The organism is Arthrobacter sp. R-11, from assembly GCF_049913155.1.
GTDB lineage: Bacteria > Actinomycetota > Actinomycetes > Actinomycetales > Micrococcaceae > Arthrobacter.
On record NZ_CP183979.1, the window covers coordinates 537322 to 555601 of the forward strand.

Consider the following 18280-nt stretch of genomic DNA (forward strand, 5'->3'; position numbering starts at 1 on the left):
AAGGGACCACATGCTGCGAACAACAAACCTCGATGACGCGCGCCCGGAAACAGGGGACAGTCGCTCAGACGTTGCCACTCTTCCCGGGGGCGCCTTCTTCGAAGGCCTCTGGCAAACCGGCGGGATGACCCTTGAGGTCAGGGACCCCCAGGACGGTTTTGTGGTGGGTAAGGTCTGCACTTCCGTGGCGGGGGATGTGAAGCGTGCCATCGGTTATATCCACCACCATTTGAAGTTTGCGGATTGGCCGCTGCGGGCCCGGCGCGAAGCCCTGGAGAAAGCCGCGCAGTTGCTGGGGGAGCAGTCTGACCGCTTCGCCGCCATCATCGCGGCGGAGAGCAGCAAGACGATCACCGAGGCCGAACGTGAGGTCCGCCGCTGCAGGGAAACCCTGCGCTTGTCCGCGGCCGCGGCGGACGAACTGGCAGGAGAGACCCTAGCCTTCGATGACAGCCTGGCCGCGGGGAGCAAGATCGGCTGGTACAGCCGGAAGCCGGTGGGCATCGTCGCGGCGATCACGCCGTTCAACGATCCGCTGAACCTGGTGGCGCACAAACTGGGGCCGGCCCTGATCGGCGGCAACGGCGTCGTGCTTAAGCCCTCCGGGCGGACCCCGTTGAGCGGGCTCGCGCTGGTGCAGCTGCTGCTGGAAGCCGGAGTGCCCACAGGGCGGATCGCCGCGATCGTCACCGGCGAAGGGGTCTCCGAAGCTCTGGTCACGGACCAGCGCGTGGACCTGGTCTCCTTCACGGGCGGTCCCGCAACCGCGGACCGTATCGCGGCAGCAGCAGGCGCCAAGAAGGTTGTGTCCGAACTCGGCGGCAACAACGCAACGATCGTGTGCGCCGACGCGGATCCCGAGGCCGCGGCCTCGGCGATCGTGGCGGGGGCGTTCGGGGTGGCCGGGCAGAACTGCCTCTCCGTTCAACGGGTGTATGTCCATATCTCGGTCTACGACCTCCTCCTGGAGCACGTGGTCCGCGGCACCAAGGCCCTGAAGACCGGGCCCAAGCTTGACCGGACCACTGACATCGGGCCGCTGATTTCCGAAGCCGAAGCGCGGCGCGTGGAGGAATGGGTCGAAGAAGCCAAGGCCGCCGGTTCCACCGTGCATGCCGGCGGCAAGCGGCAGGGCGCGTACTACTTGCCCACGGTGCTGACCGATGTTCCTTCGAAGTGCCGGGTCATCCGGGACGAGGTGTTCGGGCCCTTGGTGAGCATCCTGCCGTTCATCGAGGTCCAGGACGCCATCTACGCGGCGAACAACACCGAGTACGGCCTCCAAGCCGGGGTGTTCACCCAGTCCATCGACCAGGCACTGGCCATCGCGGACAGCCTTCACGTCGGTGCCGTCGTCATCAACGAAACCAGTGATGTGCGGATCGACTCCATGCCGTTCGGCGGATTCAAGAAATCCGGCGTCGGCCGTGAAGGCGTCCGGCATGCCGTCCGCGAAATGACCGAACCCAAAAACACCATCATCAACCTCGGCCAAGCAGCGGCCACGCCGGCCCCACGGCAGACGGAGAACCCATGAGCACCCACAACATCGCAGTCATCGCCGGTGACGGCATCGGGAAAGAAGTCGTCCCGGCTGCCATCACCTGCCTGGAACGGATCGCAGAGCTCCATTCGCTGACCCTCAACTTCATCCATTTCGACTGGGGTTCGGACTACTACAAGCGGCACGGGCGGATGATGCCGGTTGATGGTCTGGAGCAGCTGGCACGCCACGACGCCATATTCCTTGGCGCCGTGGGCTCTCCGGACGTTCCGGACACCGCGTCACTGTGGGGACTGCTGATCCCGATCCGCCGGGAGTTCCAGCAGTACATCAACCTCCGTCCGGTCAAGACGCTCGACGGCGTGGCGTCGCCCCTGGCGAACAAGAACCCGATCGACCTCCTGATCGTCCGGGAGAACAACGAGGGCGAATATTCGGAAGTCGGCGGAAGGATGTACCAGGGCCTGCCGTACGAAAGTGCCGTGCAGGAAACGATCTTCACCCGTCTGGGGGTTTCACGCGTTGCCGACTTCGCGGCCTCCCTGGCGGCCGGCCGCAGTGGCAGGCTGACGTCCGCCACGAAGAGCAACGGCATCATCCACACCATGCCTTTCTGGGACGAAGTCGTTGAGGAAACGGTCGGCCGGCATCCGGGGGTTGCAGTCACCCACGAATTGGTGGACGCACTCGCCGCACACCTGGTCCTGAAGCCCTGGACCCTGGACGTCATTGTCGCCTCCAACCTCCTCGGGGACATCCTTTCGGACCTGGGGAGTTCGGTCACCGGGTCCATCGGCCTGGCGCCGAGCGCCAACCTGAACCCGGAGATGCGGTACCCGTCCCTTTTCGAACCCGTCCATGGTTCGGCTCCTGACATCGCAGGCAAGGGACTGGCCAACCCGGTGGGCCAGATCTGGTCCGGCGCGATGATGCTTGAGCACCTCGGCTATTCCGACGCGGCCGCGCACCTCCAGGCGGCATTCGAGTCCGCCCTGCGCGACGGCCACGGCACCCGCGATGTGGGCGGAACGTCGTCGACGTGGGAGTTCACGGTCGCCGTCGTCTCGGCTATCGGGGCACTCGCCCCTGATTACCAGGCGGTCTCAGGGACGCCGGCGTCGTGACGGCCGGCCGGTCGGGCGGGCGCCCGACAGTCGCAGTGCTCTACAGGGAGGCCTTGCCTCCGGGGCTAGCAGAGATCGAAAAGCTCGCCGAAGTCCGGCTGACGAAGGCGGACGGACTGCCGGAGGCCCTGGACGGTGCCGACGTGCTGTATCAGTGGCATTCGTTCTCACCTGCCCTCAAAGAGAACTGGGCCGCCGCCTCGTCAGTGAGGTGGGTCCATGTCTCTGCCGCCGGAGTCAGCCAGCTGATGTTCGACGAGCTGGTGGCGAGCGACGTTAGCTACACGAATTCCCGAGGCGTCTTGAGCCGGGCGATTGCAGAGTTTGCACTTGGATTCGTGCTGGACCTGGCCAAGGATGCCCACGGATCGTTCCGCCTGCAGCAGGAACAGCGTTGGCAGCACCGGACTACCCGCAAGGTCCAGGGCCGCTCGGCGCTGATCGTGGGCACCGGCTCGATCGGCCGGGAAACCGCCCGGCTGTTCCGCGCGGTCGGGATGGACGTGGACGGCGCCGGCCGGTCAGCTCGCCACGGTGATTCCGACTTCGACCGCATCTATTCCTCCCAAGAGCTTTCCCGGGTTGTCCAGGACTACGACTATGTGGTCCTCGCGGCGCCGCTGACGAACGACACCAGGGGACTCGTCGGCGCGGAGGTCCTCACTGCCATGAAACCTTCCGCCTGCCTGGTGAACGTTGGCCGTGGCGAACTGGTTGATACCGGGGCTTTGGTCGAGGCTTTGGCCTCGCGTTCCATTGCCGGGGCCGCCCTGGACGTTGTCCATCCCGAGCCGCTGCCCGCCGGACATCCGCTGTGGAGCATGGAGAACGTCATCATCACTCCGCACATGAGCGGTGACGCCGAGGATTACCTGGAAGACCTCGGCAGGCTTTTTGTGGACAACCTCAAGCGGTACTGCAACGGCGAACCGCTGGAAAACATCGTGGACAAGGCCTTGGGATACGTCCCGGGCCACTGAGCCCCTCACTCACCGTAAAAAGCGTTCACTTCCTAAGGACAACCGCCATGACCAGGTCAACGACGACGACCATCTCCCAGATCCATCACTTCATCGACGGTGTTGAGACCGCAGGCTCAGGGGGCATCACCCGCCCGGTGTACAACCCGGCGACGGGCCAAGTCACGGCCGAGTTGAGCCTGGCCAATCGCTTAGATCTTGAAGCAACCGTGGCCGCCGCCAGGAAGGCCGCGGAGAAGTGGGGCAATATCTCCCTGGCTAGGCGCACCGCGGTGTTGTTCAAGTTCCGTGAGCTGGTCGCGACCCACGCGGATGAGCTGGCAGAGCTGGTGACCGCGGAACATGGCAAGGTCCTCTCGGATGCGAAGGGTGAGATTGGCCGGGGTTTGGAGGTTGTTGAGTTTGCCTGCGGCGTTCCGCAGTTGCTCAAGGGCGAGTATTCGGATCAGGTGTCTACCGGCATCGACGTCTTCTCCTTCCGCGAGCCGCTTGGCGTGGTGGCGGGCATCACCCCGTTCAACTTCCCCGTAATGGTGCCGCTGTGGATGGCGCCGATGGCTATCGCCACCGGTAACGCGTTCATTCTCAAACCTTCCGAACGCGACCCTTCCCCGTCGCTGCTGCTGGCCAGGCTTTGGAAGCAGGCGGGCCTGCCGGACGGCGTGTTCCAGGTGCTGCACGGAGGCAAGGAAACCGTGGAGGGTCTGCTGACCCACCCGGATGTGGACGGTATTTCCTTCGTCGGTTCCACACCGATCGCCAAGTACGTGCACGAGACAGCCACCAAGCATGGGAAGCGGGTCCAGGCTTTGGGTGGAGCGAAGAACCACGCAATCGTGCTGCCCGACGCCGACCTGGACAACGCTGCCGACCATCTGGCCGCCGCCGCGTTCGGTTCCGCCGGGCAGCGCTGCATGGCGATCTCGGTCGCCGTCGCGGTCGGGGACGCCGCGGACCTGCTCGTTAAGAAAATCGAAGAACGTGCCCTGGCCATCAAGGTGGACAACGGCATCGAACCCGGCGCAGAAATGGGCCCGGTCATCACTCCGGCCTCGAAGGAACGCATCATCGAGATTGTGACTGAAGCCGAAGCCGCCGGCGCCGCCATGGTCGTGGACGGCCGCGGGCTCGTCGTTCCCGGACACGAAGAAGGCTTCTGGGTAGGCCCCACCGTGATTGACCACGTCAAGACCGAAATGAGTGCCTACACCGAGGAAATCTTCGGACCCGTCCTGGTGGTGGTCCGCGTCGAGGACCTCGATGAGGGCATCAAGCTGATCAACGCCAACCCCTACGGCAACGGCACGGCCATCTTCACCGCCTCGGGCGCTGCGGCGCGGAAGTTCCAGCGCTCGGTGGATGTGGGCATGATCGGCATCAACGTCCCCCTCCCGGTACCGGTGGCTTACCACTCCTTCGGCGGCTGGAAGGCCTCCCTGTTCGGCGACAAGCACATCTACGGGCCCGAGGGCGTCTCGTTCTACACCCGCGGCAAGGTCATCACCTCCCGCTGGCCGGAAGCCACGGACGCCTCCGGCGCCTCCTACAACTTCCCCTCCAACTGATCAAGTCCCTCCGGAAGTCGAACTGAGCCATGGCACACACCACAACAGCATCCATTCTGGACGGCGCCGAACCGGATTTCCCGGCAGGCCGGACGGAGACAGATTTCCTGGGAACCCGGACTCTTCCGGCCTCCGCCTACTGGGGGATTCAGACCTTGCGGGCAGTCGAAAACTTCCCCATCACCGGTACTGCCATCTCCGCCTATCCGCCGTTGATCAAGGCCCTGGCACAGGTGAAGCATGCCGCTGCGCTGGCCAACTGCGATTTGGGGTTGATCGCCGAGGCCAAGAAGGACGCCATTGTCCGGGCCTGTGCGGACATCGAACAGGGCGGGCTGCTGGAGCAGTTCGTCGTCGATGTCATCCAAGGCGGCGCCGGGACATCCACCAATATGAATGCCAATGAGGTGATAGCCAACCGGGCGCTGGAGCACCTCGGCCTCAGCAAAGGTAGCTACAGTGCCATCCATCCCAACGGCGACGTCAACATGGGCCAGTCCACCAACGACGTCTACCCCACGGCGATCAAGATCGCCACGATTCAGGGTGGGCTGGAACTCCTGGAGGCCATGCAGCACCTGCGCCGCGCCTTTGCCCGCAAAGCCGTCCAGTTCGACGACGTCGTAAAGGTCGGCAGGACTCAACTGCAGGACGCTGTCCCCATGACGCTGGGGCAGGAGTTCAGCACGTACGAAGTGATGGTGGAGGAAGATGAGCTTCGGCTCCGTGAGGCCATGGTCCACCTCCATGAAATCAACCTCGGGGCAACGGCAATCGGCACCGGCATCAACACCCATCCGAGATATGCCGCAATTGCCCGCACCCACCTCAGTAGGATTGCCGGGCTTCGGTTAGTGACGGCCGGGAACCTCGTCGAGGCTACCCAGGACTGCGGGGCTTTCGTGCTGTTCTCCGGGATGCTGAAGCGGATCGCCGTGAAGCTCTCCAAGATCTGCAACGACCTGAGGCTGCTCGCTTCCGGTCCCCGCGCGGGCTTCGCCGAAATCAACCTGCCTCCGCGCCAGGCCGGATCCAGCATCATGCCCGGCAAAGTCAACCCTGTCATCCCGGAAGTCGTGAACCAGGTGGCCTTCGAGGTGATGGGAAACGACCTGACCATTACTGTTGCCGCCGAAGCCGGGCAATTGCAGCTGAACGCCTTCGAGCCCATCATTGCGCGCTCACTGTTCGCCAGCCTGGCCCACCTCACCGCGGCCTGCACTACGCTTGCCGACCATTGCATCGAGGGAATCACTGCCAACAAGGAATACCTTCGGTCCCAGGTGGAGGCGGGCATCGGCGTCGTCACGATCCTGAACCCGATCATCGGCTACGATGCGGCAACCTCGATCGCCCGGCAGGCCCTTTCCACAGGCGCGAGTGTCTCTTCCCTGGTACTGGAGCGCGGACTGCTCACGGCGGAGCAGCTCCACGAGATCCTCAAGCCGGAACACCTTGCAAATCCCCAGGTCACCGCCGTGCAACAGCTACCTCTGTAGATCAGGAACCAGAATGCCCACCATCGCCAAAGCCTATGTGGCCCTTTCGCCCGCCGAACCTCTCCAGCCCGGCACGATCGAACGGCGCGAACCCGGTGAATCCGAGGTCCGGATTGCCATCATGTTCACCGGGATCTGCCACTCCGACATCCACGCCGCCCGCGGCGATTGGGCGGGCGTCAGGTACCCGGTGGTCGTCGGACATGAGATCGCCGGCGTCGTGGAAGCCGTCGGGGCAAAGGTCACCCGGCACGCGGTGGGGGATCGCGTCGGGGTGGGCTGCTTCGTGGATTCCTGCCGCGAATGCGCCAACTGCCTGGCAGGTGAGGAGCAGTATTGCCTGGCCGGTTCCGTCAGCACGTACAACTCGGTGGGCAGGGACGGACTGCCAACCGCCGGCGGCTACAGCACCAGCATTGTCGTCGACGAAGACTATGTCCTGAAGATTCCGGAAGGCATCGCGCTGGAAGCCGCCGCACCGCTGCTGTGTGCCGGCATCACCATGTACTCGCCGCTGCGCAACTGGGACGCCGGGCCAGGAAAACGCGTGGCCATTGTCGGGATGGGCGGCCTGGGCCATATGGGTGTCAAGATCGCAGCTGCCATGGGCGCCGAAGTGACAGTGCTGAGTCAATCCCTGAAGAAAGAGGAGGACGCGCGCCGTCTTGGTGCGAAGCATTACTACGCCACGTCCGAGCCGGCCTCCTTGGAAAAACTCAGCGGGTACTTCAACCTGATCATCAATACCGTCTCTGCGAATATCGACGTCGACCAGTACCTTTCGCTGCTCGCACTGGACGGCACCCTGGTGCTCGTAGGCCTTCCCACGGAGCCGTTGGCGCAGCGGGCCTGGTCCCTGGCGAGTTTCCGGCGGAACCTGGCCGGTTCCAAGATGGGCGGCATCCGGCAGACCCAGGAAATGCTGGACTTTTGTGCGGCCAAAGGACTCGGCGCCGAAGTGGAAGTCATTCCCGCCAACAAAATCAACGAAGCCTTTGACCGGGTCCTCTCCAGCGATGTCCGGTATCGATTCGTCATTGATGCCGGAACATTCTGAGGACTTGTTTCACTCCTGCGGTGCCTGCTCGTGCGGCTTGAATTGGTCCACGAGTTCGGTTAGCCATGGCCGGTGCCCGCGATGGAACACCACGTCATCCGGCAGTCCCTTGACCGATGCCGTGGAATCGGTGATGTCGATCGTGACGCGGCCACGCCCTACCGGGGCGTTGGAGATGTGCAGGTCGCCAAAGGCCTTGGGGAGCACCGGGTCCATCCACAGGCCGCCCCTGGAAACGTGGGCGTCATAGCGCATCAGGCTGGTCACCAGCATGATCGGCGCAGTTGCCGCCCAGGCCTGCGGCGAACAGGCAGTGGGGTAGGCAACCGGCTGTGCGAATTGTTCCCGATCGAATCCGCAGAACAGCTCAGGCAGGCGCCCCTCCGAGTACTCGGCTGCCTCCAGCAAGGCCGTGGCGATCCGCTGCGCCTCCTCCACAAAGCCATAGCGCATCAGGCCCGCGGCGATGACTGCGTTGTCATGGGGCCAGACCGATCCGTTGTGGTAGCTTGCCGGATTGTAAGCGGCCATATCGCTGGCCAAGGTCCTGACGCCCCAGCCGCTGAACATTTCCGGAGACATCAGGCGTTCCGCCACCAACGGGGCCCTGTCCTTGTCCACAATGCCGAACCACAGGCACTGGCCCATGTTGGAGGCGCACGAGTCCACGGGCTTCTTGTCACGGTCCAGCGCGATGGCATAGTATCCGCGATCCGGCAGCCAGAACCTCTCGTTGAACTGCTCCTTGAGGCGTTCCGCACGTTCCGTCAGCCTGGTTCCCAACGCGACGTCGCCGGCGTCGAAGGCCATCCAGGCCCGGGCCATGTAGGCGTCATAGACGTACGCCTGCACTTCGCACAGCGCGATCGGAGGTTCCGCAAGCGTGCCGTCGGCAAAATTGATGCCGTCCCACGAATCCTTCCAGCCCTGGTTGATCAGGCCGTGCTCGTTGAGGCGCTGGTATTCCACAAATCCGTCGCCGTCCTTGTCCCCGTACTCCTCAATCCAGGCCAAGGCCCGGTCTGCGTGAGGCAGGAGGGCGGCGATCGTTTCCTGGGCGAAACCCCAGCGGCTCACTGAACCCAGGACGCTGACAAACAGCGGCGTCGCATCCACGCTGCCGTAGTAGGTGGATTTGCCGCCAAGAGCCAAGCCGCTGGACACGTCCAGCCGGACCTCGTGCAGGATCTTGCCGGGTTCCTCCTCACTCATTTCGTCCACTACTTTGCCTTGGTGGTTCGCCAGGGTCTGCAGGGTGCCCAGGGCGAGCGAGGGGTCCACGGGCAGCGACATCTCCGAGGCCCATAGCGAATCCCGCCCGAACAGGGTCATGAACCAGGGCGCTCCCGCGGCTACGACAACGTGCTCAGGATGTGCCGGATCCTCAATCCTTAGGGCGCCGAGGTCGTCATAGCTGCGCCGCAGGGTGCGCTCAATGACGTGATTGCCGACCTGCACCACCGGAATCTTCCTCACCCACTCCTGCCGTCGCAGGTCCCGGGGCGATAGGCCTCCTGCTTCGGGATGCAAAAACGGCGCCAGGGTGTCCTTTCCTTCCGCAGCCGGCACGACGGTCAGCGAGGTGGTCCAGTGGCCCTGCGGGGGCACGACCGTCCGATAGGTAATAGCATCGGGTCCGACGTCGGCACCCGGCGCCGTGACGATGACCTCCTTTCGAATGCCCTCCCAGAGGCCGCAGATATTGAGGGAGACGTCGCTTGCTTGCCGGGTTTCATCCCAGCGGCGTTCAAACCGGGCTTCCTTCACCTCGAACAGATCGGCGAAATCAGTGTCGACCCCTAGCCGGATAGCGCATTCGACCGGGTTCAGGGAGAAGTTCCGGACGGTGAGGTTCTCCTGGAGGCCGGCGCCGACTTCCCGCAGCCGTTCCACAATGAGCGGACTGTCCGCGTAGCCATCCGAGCGCGGAACCCTGCCCGCAAACAACGCTCGGAAGGGTTCCTTGGTTTCAGCGGCCAATGGTTCCAGGGACTGGCCGTTCACGGTCAGGCTCCAGCGGGAAAGAATCCGCGTGTCTTGGACGAAAAGGCCGTGCGGGTGTCCGGGCTGTATGTCCCCGTTTGCCAAAGAGATGCAGAAGGATGATCCTTCCACCAGCGTCACCGCGCCGCTGCCCAGTGGTCCTGCGGCGGTGTCGGCATTCCATCCAGCCATCGGCGGTTCCTCCACCGGCTTGTCCGTTTGCTTGGATAAGACGGTACGCCTGAGCAACCGCAGGCACTAGGGCCCGGTCGCTGCCGGAGAAGGCAGTTCCTGGCCGGGCACCTTCGGGCTCCGCATGCCAGGTCATAAGCTGACAGTGTGGAGCATTGCCGCCGGGGGGATGTGCCAGCCGCTGCGGATTTGCCGGAGCGGCAGCCGCCCGACGCCTGTGCAAGGATCCTCCGGCAGGCTGCCGGTTTGAAGGATTTCTCCCGGCGCAGCTTCCTGATCGGCGCAGGCGCCTCCGGACTGCTCGCGGCGGACATGTTCATCACCCGGCAGATCCAGGCCGAGCGGCGGGTCACGAAAATCCTGACCGTGGATGACGACGTCGCCGAAAGGTACTTTCCCGACGCCGCGTGGATCCTTTTCCCCGGATACAAGACCAGCTGGGAAGAGGCGCAATGGATCCTCAACTCCCTGCGCGGCGCGCTGCGGCAGCGGGGCCAGCTGGCCGCCGTCGGGTACTCGAACCTCGGCCTGGAGGTCGACGAGGTGACGGACGCCGTCGTCGCCTATGTCCTCGAACGCAAGCTGCGGAAACTCTACTTCTACGGCCACAGCTTCGGTGGAATGCTCGCCACGGAGGTGGCCACGCGATTGCGGGAGTGGCACGGATTGGCGGTGGAGCTGATCCTGCTCGATTCCTCCCCGTACAGCAAGTACGACGTCCTGGACCAGAGCTGGTTCGACGGCGTGGTGTTCCTGTACGAGAGCGGCTTCCGGGTGCCGTCGGTGCTGCGCGGAAGCTACGAGCTCGGCGAGCGGGTGGTGCACAAGAACGAGCGCAGCTGGCGGCAGATCTGGGACCAGACCCTGGAGCAGCTGACGCCGATTGCGCCGTCCAGCGTGCTGATCCAGAGCGAATCGGCCTACATTTACCATTTCGACGCCACGCGTTTCGTGGATCGGCTGGGGAAGACCAAGGTGGCCTTCATCGGCAATCCGCGCGACACCACCGTGAATTACGAAACGGCGCGGGCCGGCTGGTCCCGGACCTTCCGGAAGAACATGGCCTCCGCGGACCTCAGGACCGACGGCGCCCTTCCGGCCCATGCGAGCCCGCAGTGGAACCCCTTTGTCTACCGGCCGATTGTCCAGACGCTGGAGGACGAGCTGCTTCCGCTGCCGGGTGCGGCGGGGCGGGTCACGCCTTACTGACGGGCGTGTGGAGCGCGTCGAGTTCCGCGGCGCTCAGGCCGGCGTCGCGCAGGTAGCCCGCGGCGTCACCGAATTCCCTCCCGAAGCCGGCCAGGAAGTACCTGATGGCCCCTTCGGGGGACTGCAGCAGCATATGCTCCGGGCTGAAGGCCCGCGGTGGCAGGGCAGGGACCGCCACGCTCCAGGTCTGTGCCATGACGCTCAGCAGTTGCGGCAGCGCGGCGGTGGTGGCGGTGTAGTCGGCGACGACGGCCTCGGGATCCGTGCCAACGGCCAGCAGGGCCAGGGCCGAGATCACCCCGGTCCGGTCCTTGCCGAGCGAGCAGTGGACGAAGGCCGGGCCGTGTGCGGCCGGCCGGAGGGAGGCCGCGACCCAGGCCGGGCCCGTGCGGACCCAGCCGAGGTACAGCTCACCGAGTTCTTCGGCCGTGCTCACCGTGGGAAGCCCCTGCGGGGCGGGATCGAAGGGATTTTCCAGCAGTTCGACGCCGTTGCCCGGGGCCAGCTGCCACGGCAGGAGGTCCCGTTCCCGGCCGCTGCGCAGGTCGACCACCGTGCGGATGCCGTGCGCCGCCAGGAACTCCGCCGTTGCGGACGCGTCCATGCCGAAGGGCTGGCTGCCGCGCACGAGCCGGCCGCCCAACAGGGGCCGCAGATTCAGCACCGCCATGGCTTTGCCCCCTAGATCTGGTCTTTGAGTTCCGCCACCGAGGTCAGCACCTGGTTGGGCCGGAACGGGAATGCCGCGATTTCCTCGCGCTGCGTGATGCCGCTGAGCACCAGGACGGTGTGGAGGCCGGCTTCCATTCCCGCGATGATGTCGGTGTCCATGCGGTCGCCGATCATCGCCGTGGTTTCGGAATGGGCGTCGATCCGGTTCATGGCCGAGCGGAACATCATGGGGTTCGGCTTGCCCACGATGTACGGTTCGCGCCCGGTGGCCTTGGAGATCATTGCGGCGATGGCCCCGGTAGCCGGGAGGGGGCCGTCCTTGGAAGGCCCCGTGGCGTCAGGGTTGGTGGCGATGAACCGCGCTCCGCCCAGGATCAGCCGCACGGCCGTGGTGATCGCCTCGAAGGAGTACGTGCGCGTCTCGCCGAGCACCACGAAGTCCGGGTTCTGGTCGGTGAGGATGAAGCCTGCCTCGTGGAGCGCCGTCGTCAGGCCTGCCTCGCCGATCGTGTACGCGCGGTTCCCGGAATCGGAACCCTCCACCTGGTCCTTCAGGAACTGGGCGGTGGCCAGGGCCGAGGTCCAGATGTTCTCCTCGGGAACTTCCAGGCCGGAAGAGCTCAGACGGGCAGCGAGGTCGCGCGGAGTGAAGATGGAATTGTTGGTCAGCACCAGGAAGCGCTTGGATGTGTCAACCCAGCGCTGGATCAGTTCGGCCGCGCCCGGAATGGCCTGGTTCTCGTGGACCAGGACACCGTCCATGTCCGTCAGCCAGCATTCGATCTCGTGCCCGTTGCGGTACATCGCGCCGGATTTGGGGGCCGCACTTGTCTTCGCCATTCTCTACCTCCGCTGTTGGACCTGATTCTGCCCCCAAGTCTTTCACCTTTAGGTACGCCGAAACACAAGGCGCCGATGGGTTAAGCGACATCGGGTCCCGGTACCCCCGCTAGGGTTGAGGGGTGAATCACGATGCACCTTCCGAAGACCGCGCCCAAGCAGAGCCCGACGGCGGGAAAACCGCCCCGGCGGAGGTCGGCGTCGGTCCCTGGGAAGGTGAGTGGCCAGTAGGCGAGCACTGGGATCCGGACCTGCTGGCCGACGGCGACCGCCGCAACGTGGTGGACAAGTACCGGTACTGGAAGCACGAGGCAATCGTCGCGGACCTCGATTCCAAGCGGCACGACTTCCACATTGCCATCGAGAACTGGCAGCACGACCTCAACATCGGCACCGTGGTGCGCACCGCGAACGCCTTCCTCGCCAAGGAAGTCCACATCATCGGACGACGGCGGTGGAACCGCCGCGGCGCCATGGTCACCGACCGCTACCAGCACGTCCGCCACCACCCCACCGTCGAGGACTTTGTTGCCTGGGCGCAGGGGGAGGGCCTGGCCATCATCGGCATCGACATCTTCCCGGACTCGGTGCCGCTGGAAAGCTATGACCTGCCGCGCAACTGCGTGCTGGTTTTCGGACAGGAGGGTCCCGGCCTGACTCCCGACGTGCACGAAGCCGCCGTCGCCACCCTCTCCATCGAGCAGTACGGCTCCACGCGCTCCATCAACGCCGCCTCGGCCGCTGCGATCGCCATGCACGCCTGGATCCGGCGGCACAATTTCGGGCAACGGGTCACCGGCTGAGCCTAGCCGCGCCGGGTCGAACTTGGCGCTGCTGGCTTGAAGGGGCCGTGATTGCCTGCACTCGGGGATTCCGCAGTATCAGGCGTGGCTGCAGCAGCCGGTGCGTCGGTTCGGGGACTTCCTGGTCCGGCTGGACCCGGCCGCCATGTGCGCCAGTGAGCAGGTCGAGTATCCCTCCGGCGACGTCGTCGATGGGTTGTTCGATGCTGGAGAATCCGATCGAGGAGGCAACGGGAGTGTTGTCGTATCCGATGATCGGGATGCGGCCGGCGCTGTGCATGAAGGCTCCCAGGGCCAGCGCATCGCTTGAGCACACCACAGCTTCAATGTCTCCGGCTGTCTTTTCCAGGTGGAGCATTGCCTGTGCGCCGAAGGTCGCTCCGTCTTCGGTGGGTGCGTGCAGTGCAGTAATTTCCTCGGGGCGGAGGCCGCTCGATTCCACCATGGCTTGCTGCCAGCCTCGACGCCGGTCGTCACCGGTGCCCGACGGGCTGGGCCAGCCGATGTAGGCGATCCGCCGCGCTCCCGTGCCGAGGAGGTGGACGGTGGCCTCACGGATGCCGTGCCGGCCGTCGACGTCGACCCACAAATGCTGCGGGTTGGTGATGTCATCCGTCCCCCACGGGCGCCCGAAGGTCACGAACGGCTGGCCGTGCTCAATCAGCCATTGGGTGCGCGGGTCGCCATGGAAGGTCGAGGTCAGAACGAACGCATCGACGTCGGCCCCCTCGCTCAGCCGTTTGAACTGGCGGATTTCATCGCGGCTGTCCGTCGCAGTAAACACCATCACTCGCAGGTTCTTGCGGTCTGCCTGTTCGGTGAGTGAGTGCAGGAACCGGTCGAGGATTGACCCCGAGATTCCCTCGGCGCTGAGGGGGTCCAAACGGATGCCAATAGTCGAACTCTTTTGCGTCCGCAGCCGGCGGGCGGATGCGTGGGGCCGGTAACCCAGCCCTGCGATTGCAGCCTCTACCTTTTCCCGTGTGCCCGGGCGCACCAAGGACGGCGAGTTGAGCACGTTCGATACCGTCTGGCGTGACACTCCGGCGGCGGCGGCGACATCGAGGATGGTTGGCAGTTGCCCCATGGTCTTTTCCTTCCCGGACCACAATCCTTGGATCGTTCAAAGCATGGATGCACTATAGCGTCCTGCGGCAGTGCGGCCTCCACCAGCCGCTCTTTGCCGATTGCGGAAGCGGCCTGTTGACATCCTTCAAAGCCCGTCGGTATTCTACTCGAACCAAATTTGATCGTTCAAATTGATCGTTCAAATTTGCGCCGCTGAACTTGGATGATCAAGCTCGGTGCGCCGCAACCGTTGCTGCGGGAGAGCCAGTGGCAGTCCCGCAGTCCGGCGAGGCCGACAGACGAATCGGCGTATCTCCCCGCCCCGTTACCCGTGGGGTCGTGACGGTTCCTTGCCGGCTCAACGTTCCGCGGCAGACCCACGTGACACTTTTGCCCCCTTACCGTGCCCAAGATTCGGGCTGCCCCACACCTTAGGAGAAGTCAGTGCAACGAAGCATCCAGCGCAGGTTCATCGGAGGTGCTGCCGCCGTGGCGGCGTCCATCGCGCTCAGTGCGTGTGGTTCCGGATACAGCACAACCACGCCGACGAATGGCGCGCTCAGCTCCTCGAACACTGCGTTGACAGTGATGATCGGATCGAGTGGTGACGCAGAGACCACCGCCGTGAAGTCGGCCGTGGCCGACTGGTCCAAGTCCTCCGGCACCGACGCCTCCGTTGTCGCTGCCAGCAATCTCGGTCAGCAGCTGTCCCAGGGCTTCGCGGCGAGGAAGCCTGCCGACGTGTTCTACCTTTCGACCGACGCCCTCGCCGGCTACGCGTCCAACGGATCACTGCTCGCCTACGGCGACCAGTTGCCCAACAAGGATGACTTCTATCCCAGCCTCGTGAAGTCGTTCACCTACGACGGCAAGTTCTACTGTGCGCCCAAGGACTTTTCGACCCTGCAACTGATCATCAACACCGACATGTGGGAGAAAGCCGGACTTTCCGACTCGGACCTTCCGACGACCTGGGACCAGCTCGAATCCGTCAGCAGGAAGCTGACGACCGCCGACCATGTCGGTCTCGGCATCTCGGGCGAGTACGCGCGCATAGGATCGTTCATGGCCCAGGCGGGGGGCAGCCTCATGAATGACGAGAGCACCGAGGCGACCGCGGATAGCGACGCCAATATCGAGGCGCTCAAATACGTCAAGAAACTCCTGGCCGCCGGGAACCTTAAGTACGCCAAGGACCTCGGTGCCGGCTGGGGCGGCGAAGCGTTGGGCAAGGGCCTGGCCGCGATGACCATCGAGGGCAACTGGATCACCGGTGCCCTGCGGGCCGACTACCCCAACCTGAAGTACAGGGTCGCTGAGCTTCCAGCCGGCCCGACGGGAAAGGGTACCCTCCACTTCACGAACTGCTGGGGCATCGCGGCCGATAGCCCCAACCAGGCGGCCGCCCTCAAACTCGTTGAGCAGCTGACAAGCAAGGGCAACCAGCTCGCCTTTTCGAAAGCCTTCGGCCCTATGCCGTCGGTCAAGTCCGCGGCCTCCGAGTGGAAGTCCGCCAACCCGGTGCTGGTTCCGTTTCTCTCCGCGGCCGACTATGCCAAGGGTGTGCCGGCTGGAAAGGGCACGGCTGATGTGGTGGCCGAGCTTAACTCGAAGCTCGAGACGCTGGCGACGAGCGATCCTCAGGCGATCCTCGGGGCCGCGCAGAAGAACCTGGAAGCCCTGGCCAGGTAGTCGGACATGCACACAACTACGAGGCGGTCTCGTCGCCCCGGAACACGGCGCGACGAGACCGCATCGGGGTGGCTGTTCACGGCCCCGATGCTCATACTTCTTGCCGTTTTCCTTGTCATCCCCGTGCTCATGGCACTGTGGGTCAGCTTCAGCGACTGGGCGGGACGGGGGAGCCCCTTCTCCAGCGACGTTCATTTCGTCGGTTTCAGGAACTACCAGGCCCTGCTCGCGGGCGGCGGCCTCGCTGAACAGGACTTCGGCACCGCATTGCGCAACAACGCGTGGTACGTGGTTCTGGTTGTGCCGTTGCAAACGGCGGTATCCCTCTTCCTGGCCATGCTGGTCAACCGGGCCATCCTTCGAGGCCGGGGGATGTTCCGCACGGCGTTCTACTTCCCGTCCGTGACCAGTTCCGTTGCCATGACCGTGCTGTGGTTGTTCCTCTTCAGTGCAAGCGGCGCCGTCAACAAGGTCCTCTCCTGGGTCGGCATCAACGGCCCGAACTGGTTCAACGATTCCACCGGGATTATCCACAACGTGCTTGCCGCGTTGGGGATCAGCCATGGCCCTGAGTTCCTGACCGGCAGCGGATTCCTGGGCGTTTCGTGGTGGGGCTGGCTGAGCGGGCCGTCAGTGGCAATGAGCGCCTTCATTCTTATGGCGGTGTTCACTACAAGCGGGACGTTCATGCTGCTCTTCATCGCGGCACTGCAGAACCTCGGCGGCGACATCACAGAAGCGGCGATCATGGATGGGACGAATGGTTGGCAGCGGTTCTGGCATGTCACGCTCCCGCAGTTGCGTCCAACGCTCTTTACCGTGCTGACCCTGGGTCTCATCGGCTGCTGGCAGGTCTTCGACCAGGTCTATGCCGGTACCGAGGGCGCCCCTGGCAAGACGACCCTCACGCCTGCCTACCTCTCCTACACCACCGCCTTCAACAACCAGCAATGGGGCCAGGGCGCCGCGATCGCGTTCATCCTCTTTGTCATCATCGTGGTGTTCACCGTCTTCCAGCGCTGGATCCTGCGTGAGCGCAAGGTGTCCAAGCGTCACATCCGCCTCTACCAGGGAAACAAGGACCCACGAGAATGACGACCTTGACCAAGCCAGAACAACACGTGTCCTCCGCGGCGTCCGTCGGCTCCCGGAAGAACCGCCCGCAAAAGCGCTCGAAGACCAACATCGCGGCATGGGTGGCCTATGCAATCCTCATCTCAATCGCAGTCCTCTACATCATGCCGTTCCTGCTTCAGATCTCGACCTCGTTCAAGACCGATGCCGAAGCCGCCGCCAGCCCCGTCTCGCTCCCGCAGACGTGGACCACCGAGGCCTACCGGAAGCTGTTCCTGAATTCGGATTTCCCGTCCTGGTTCAAGAACTCGATCATTGTCACAGTGTTCGTCACACTTGGCCGCGTTCTCCTCGCCTCGCTCGCCGGCTACGCCCTTGCCCGCTTGCGCTTCCGCGGCCGGGGCGTCATTTTCGCGGCACTCATCGGGGTCATGGCGGTACCGGGGGTCGTATTGATGATTCCGAAATTCCTGGTCATCAACCAGATCGGAATCTACGACTCTTACACCGGCATGATCATTCCGCTGCTCACCGATGCCGCCGGGGTCTTCATCATGAAGAACTTCTTCGAGTCGATCCCGCCAAGTGTCGAAGAACAGGCCCGGATCGATGGCGCTGGCTTGTTCCGGGTGTTCTGGTCCATCGTTCTCCCGATGGCCAGGCCGGCACTCATCACGATCATCATCATGTCCTTCCAAGGTTCCTGGAATGAACTCGGACACTTCATCGTCGCTACGCAGGACCCGTCGCTGACCACTCTGACCAAGGGGGTTGCCGGTCTCGCCAGCGGCCAGCTGAGCTCAGGCTCGCAATACCCGATCAAGCTCGCTGCTGCGGCGATCATGACCCTCCCGGTCGCCATCATTTTCTTCATCTTCCAGAAGCGAATCATGAACACCAACGATGGCGCGGTCAAGGAGTGAAGGTCAGGCAAAGACCGGACAGCCAACCCGCACCGTGACCGACTGATCTGCGGCTGCCGAATTCGCTGCGCCGCGCCCGAAAACAACAACCCAAC

The 18280-nt window shown here is 64.2% G+C and carries 15 protein-coding genes; 11 read left to right on the forward strand and 4 right to left on the reverse strand.

The genetic code is table 11. The features are described 5' to 3' along the window. Positions 1-10: 10 nt before the first annotated feature. The 6 genes from ACN9M4_RS02430 to ACN9M4_RS02455 are packed head-to-tail and all read left to right on the forward strand — an operon-like array spanning position 11 to position 7729. Entirely contained in the window at positions 11-1537 is a 1527-nt protein-coding gene (locus ACN9M4_RS02430) for an aldehyde dehydrogenase family protein (RefSeq protein WP_426301992.1), read from the forward strand. Next, positions 1534-2628: a tartrate dehydrogenase gene (locus tag ACN9M4_RS02435; protein ID WP_426301993.1), complete on the forward strand. Its 1095-nt coding sequence runs from the start codon at positions 1534-1536 to the stop codon at positions 2626-2628. Before ACN9M4_RS02430 ends, ACN9M4_RS02435 begins: the two co-directional genes overlap by 4 nt. Positions 2629-2681: 53 nt before the next feature. Beyond that, positions 2682-3608: a D-2-hydroxyacid dehydrogenase gene (locus ACN9M4_RS02440; RefSeq protein WP_426301994.1), complete on the forward strand. Its 927-nt coding sequence runs from the start codon at positions 2682-2684 to the stop codon at positions 3606-3608. A gap of 47 nt (positions 3609-3655) precedes the next feature. Beyond that, complete coding sequence (locus tag ACN9M4_RS02445; RefSeq protein ID WP_426301995.1) at positions 3656-5173, forward strand: CoA-acylating methylmalonate-semialdehyde dehydrogenase; 1518 nt, start codon at positions 3656-3658, stop codon at positions 5171-5173. 29 nt (positions 5174-5202) lie between these two features. Beyond that, positions 5203-6672 (forward strand): aspartate ammonia-lyase, encoded by a 1470-nt coding sequence (locus ACN9M4_RS02450; RefSeq protein WP_426301996.1) that lies wholly within the window; start codon positions 5203-5205, stop codon positions 6670-6672. Between the two features lie 13 nt (positions 6673-6685). Next, a complete protein-coding gene (locus ACN9M4_RS02455; protein ID WP_426301997.1) occupies positions 6686-7729 on the forward strand; it encodes an NAD(P)-dependent alcohol dehydrogenase in 1044 nt (347 codons plus the stop codon). A gap of 9 nt (positions 7730-7738) precedes the next feature. Here the strand turns inward: ACN9M4_RS02455 and ACN9M4_RS02460 are convergent, their stop codons facing one another. Then, the gene (locus ACN9M4_RS02460) at positions 7739-9904 is read right to left on the reverse strand and encodes a glycogen debranching N-terminal domain-containing protein (RefSeq protein WP_426301998.1); all 2166 of its coding nucleotides are present in this window, start codon (positions 9902-9904) and stop codon (positions 7739-7741) included. A gap of 171 nt (positions 9905-10075) precedes the next feature. Here ACN9M4_RS02460 and ACN9M4_RS02465 point away from each other — a divergent pair, with 171 nt between their 5' ends. Next, a complete protein-coding gene (locus ACN9M4_RS02465) occupies positions 10076-11113 on the forward strand; it encodes a thioesterase domain-containing protein (protein WP_426301999.1) in 1038 nt (345 codons plus the stop codon). Here the strand turns inward: ACN9M4_RS02465 and ACN9M4_RS02470 are convergent. Further along, a complete protein-coding gene (locus ACN9M4_RS02470; protein WP_426302000.1) occupies positions 11100-11783 on the reverse strand; it encodes a tyrosine-protein phosphatase in 684 nt (227 codons plus the stop codon). The genes ACN9M4_RS02465 and ACN9M4_RS02470 overlap by 14 nt on opposite strands. 11 nt (positions 11784-11794) lie before the next feature. After that, on the reverse strand, positions 11795-12625 hold the full coding sequence (locus tag ACN9M4_RS02475) for an HAD-IIA family hydrolase (RefSeq protein ID WP_426302001.1): 831 nt from the start codon (positions 12623-12625) through the stop codon (positions 11795-11797). Positions 12626-12747: 122 nt separating this feature from the next. Here ACN9M4_RS02475 and ACN9M4_RS02480 point away from each other — a divergent pair, with 122 nt between their 5' ends. Then, complete coding sequence (locus ACN9M4_RS02480; protein ID WP_426302002.1) at positions 12748-13428, forward strand: TrmH family RNA methyltransferase; 681 nt, start codon at positions 12748-12750, stop codon at positions 13426-13428. Here the strand turns inward: ACN9M4_RS02480 and ACN9M4_RS02485 are convergent. Next, positions 13418-14515, reverse strand: coding sequence for a LacI family DNA-binding transcriptional regulator (locus ACN9M4_RS02485; protein ID WP_426302003.1), 1098 nt, complete (start codon positions 14513-14515; stop codon positions 13418-13420). The two genes, ACN9M4_RS02480 and ACN9M4_RS02485, sit on opposite strands and share 11 nt — an antisense overlap. Positions 14516-14940: 425 nt before the next feature. Here ACN9M4_RS02485 and ACN9M4_RS02490 point away from each other — a divergent pair, with 425 nt between their 5' ends. Genes ACN9M4_RS02490 through ACN9M4_RS02500 form a run of 3 tightly spaced genes read left to right on the forward strand, consistent with a single transcriptional unit; the run spans position 14941 to position 18185 of the window. Next, entirely contained in the window at positions 14941-16188 is a 1248-nt protein-coding gene (locus ACN9M4_RS02490) for a sugar ABC transporter substrate-binding protein (RefSeq protein ID WP_426302004.1), read from the forward strand. Between the two features lie 6 nt (positions 16189-16194). Continuing rightward, the gene (locus ACN9M4_RS02495; RefSeq protein ID WP_426302005.1) at positions 16195-17283 is read left to right on the forward strand and encodes a carbohydrate ABC transporter permease; all 1089 of its coding nucleotides are present in this window, start codon (positions 16195-16197) and stop codon (positions 17281-17283) included. Next, positions 17280-18185, forward strand: coding sequence for a carbohydrate ABC transporter permease (locus tag ACN9M4_RS02500; RefSeq protein WP_426302006.1), 906 nt, complete (start codon positions 17280-17282; stop codon positions 18183-18185). The genes ACN9M4_RS02495 and ACN9M4_RS02500 overlap by 4 nt, the downstream gene beginning before the upstream one ends. Positions 18186-18280 lie beyond the last annotated feature (95 nt).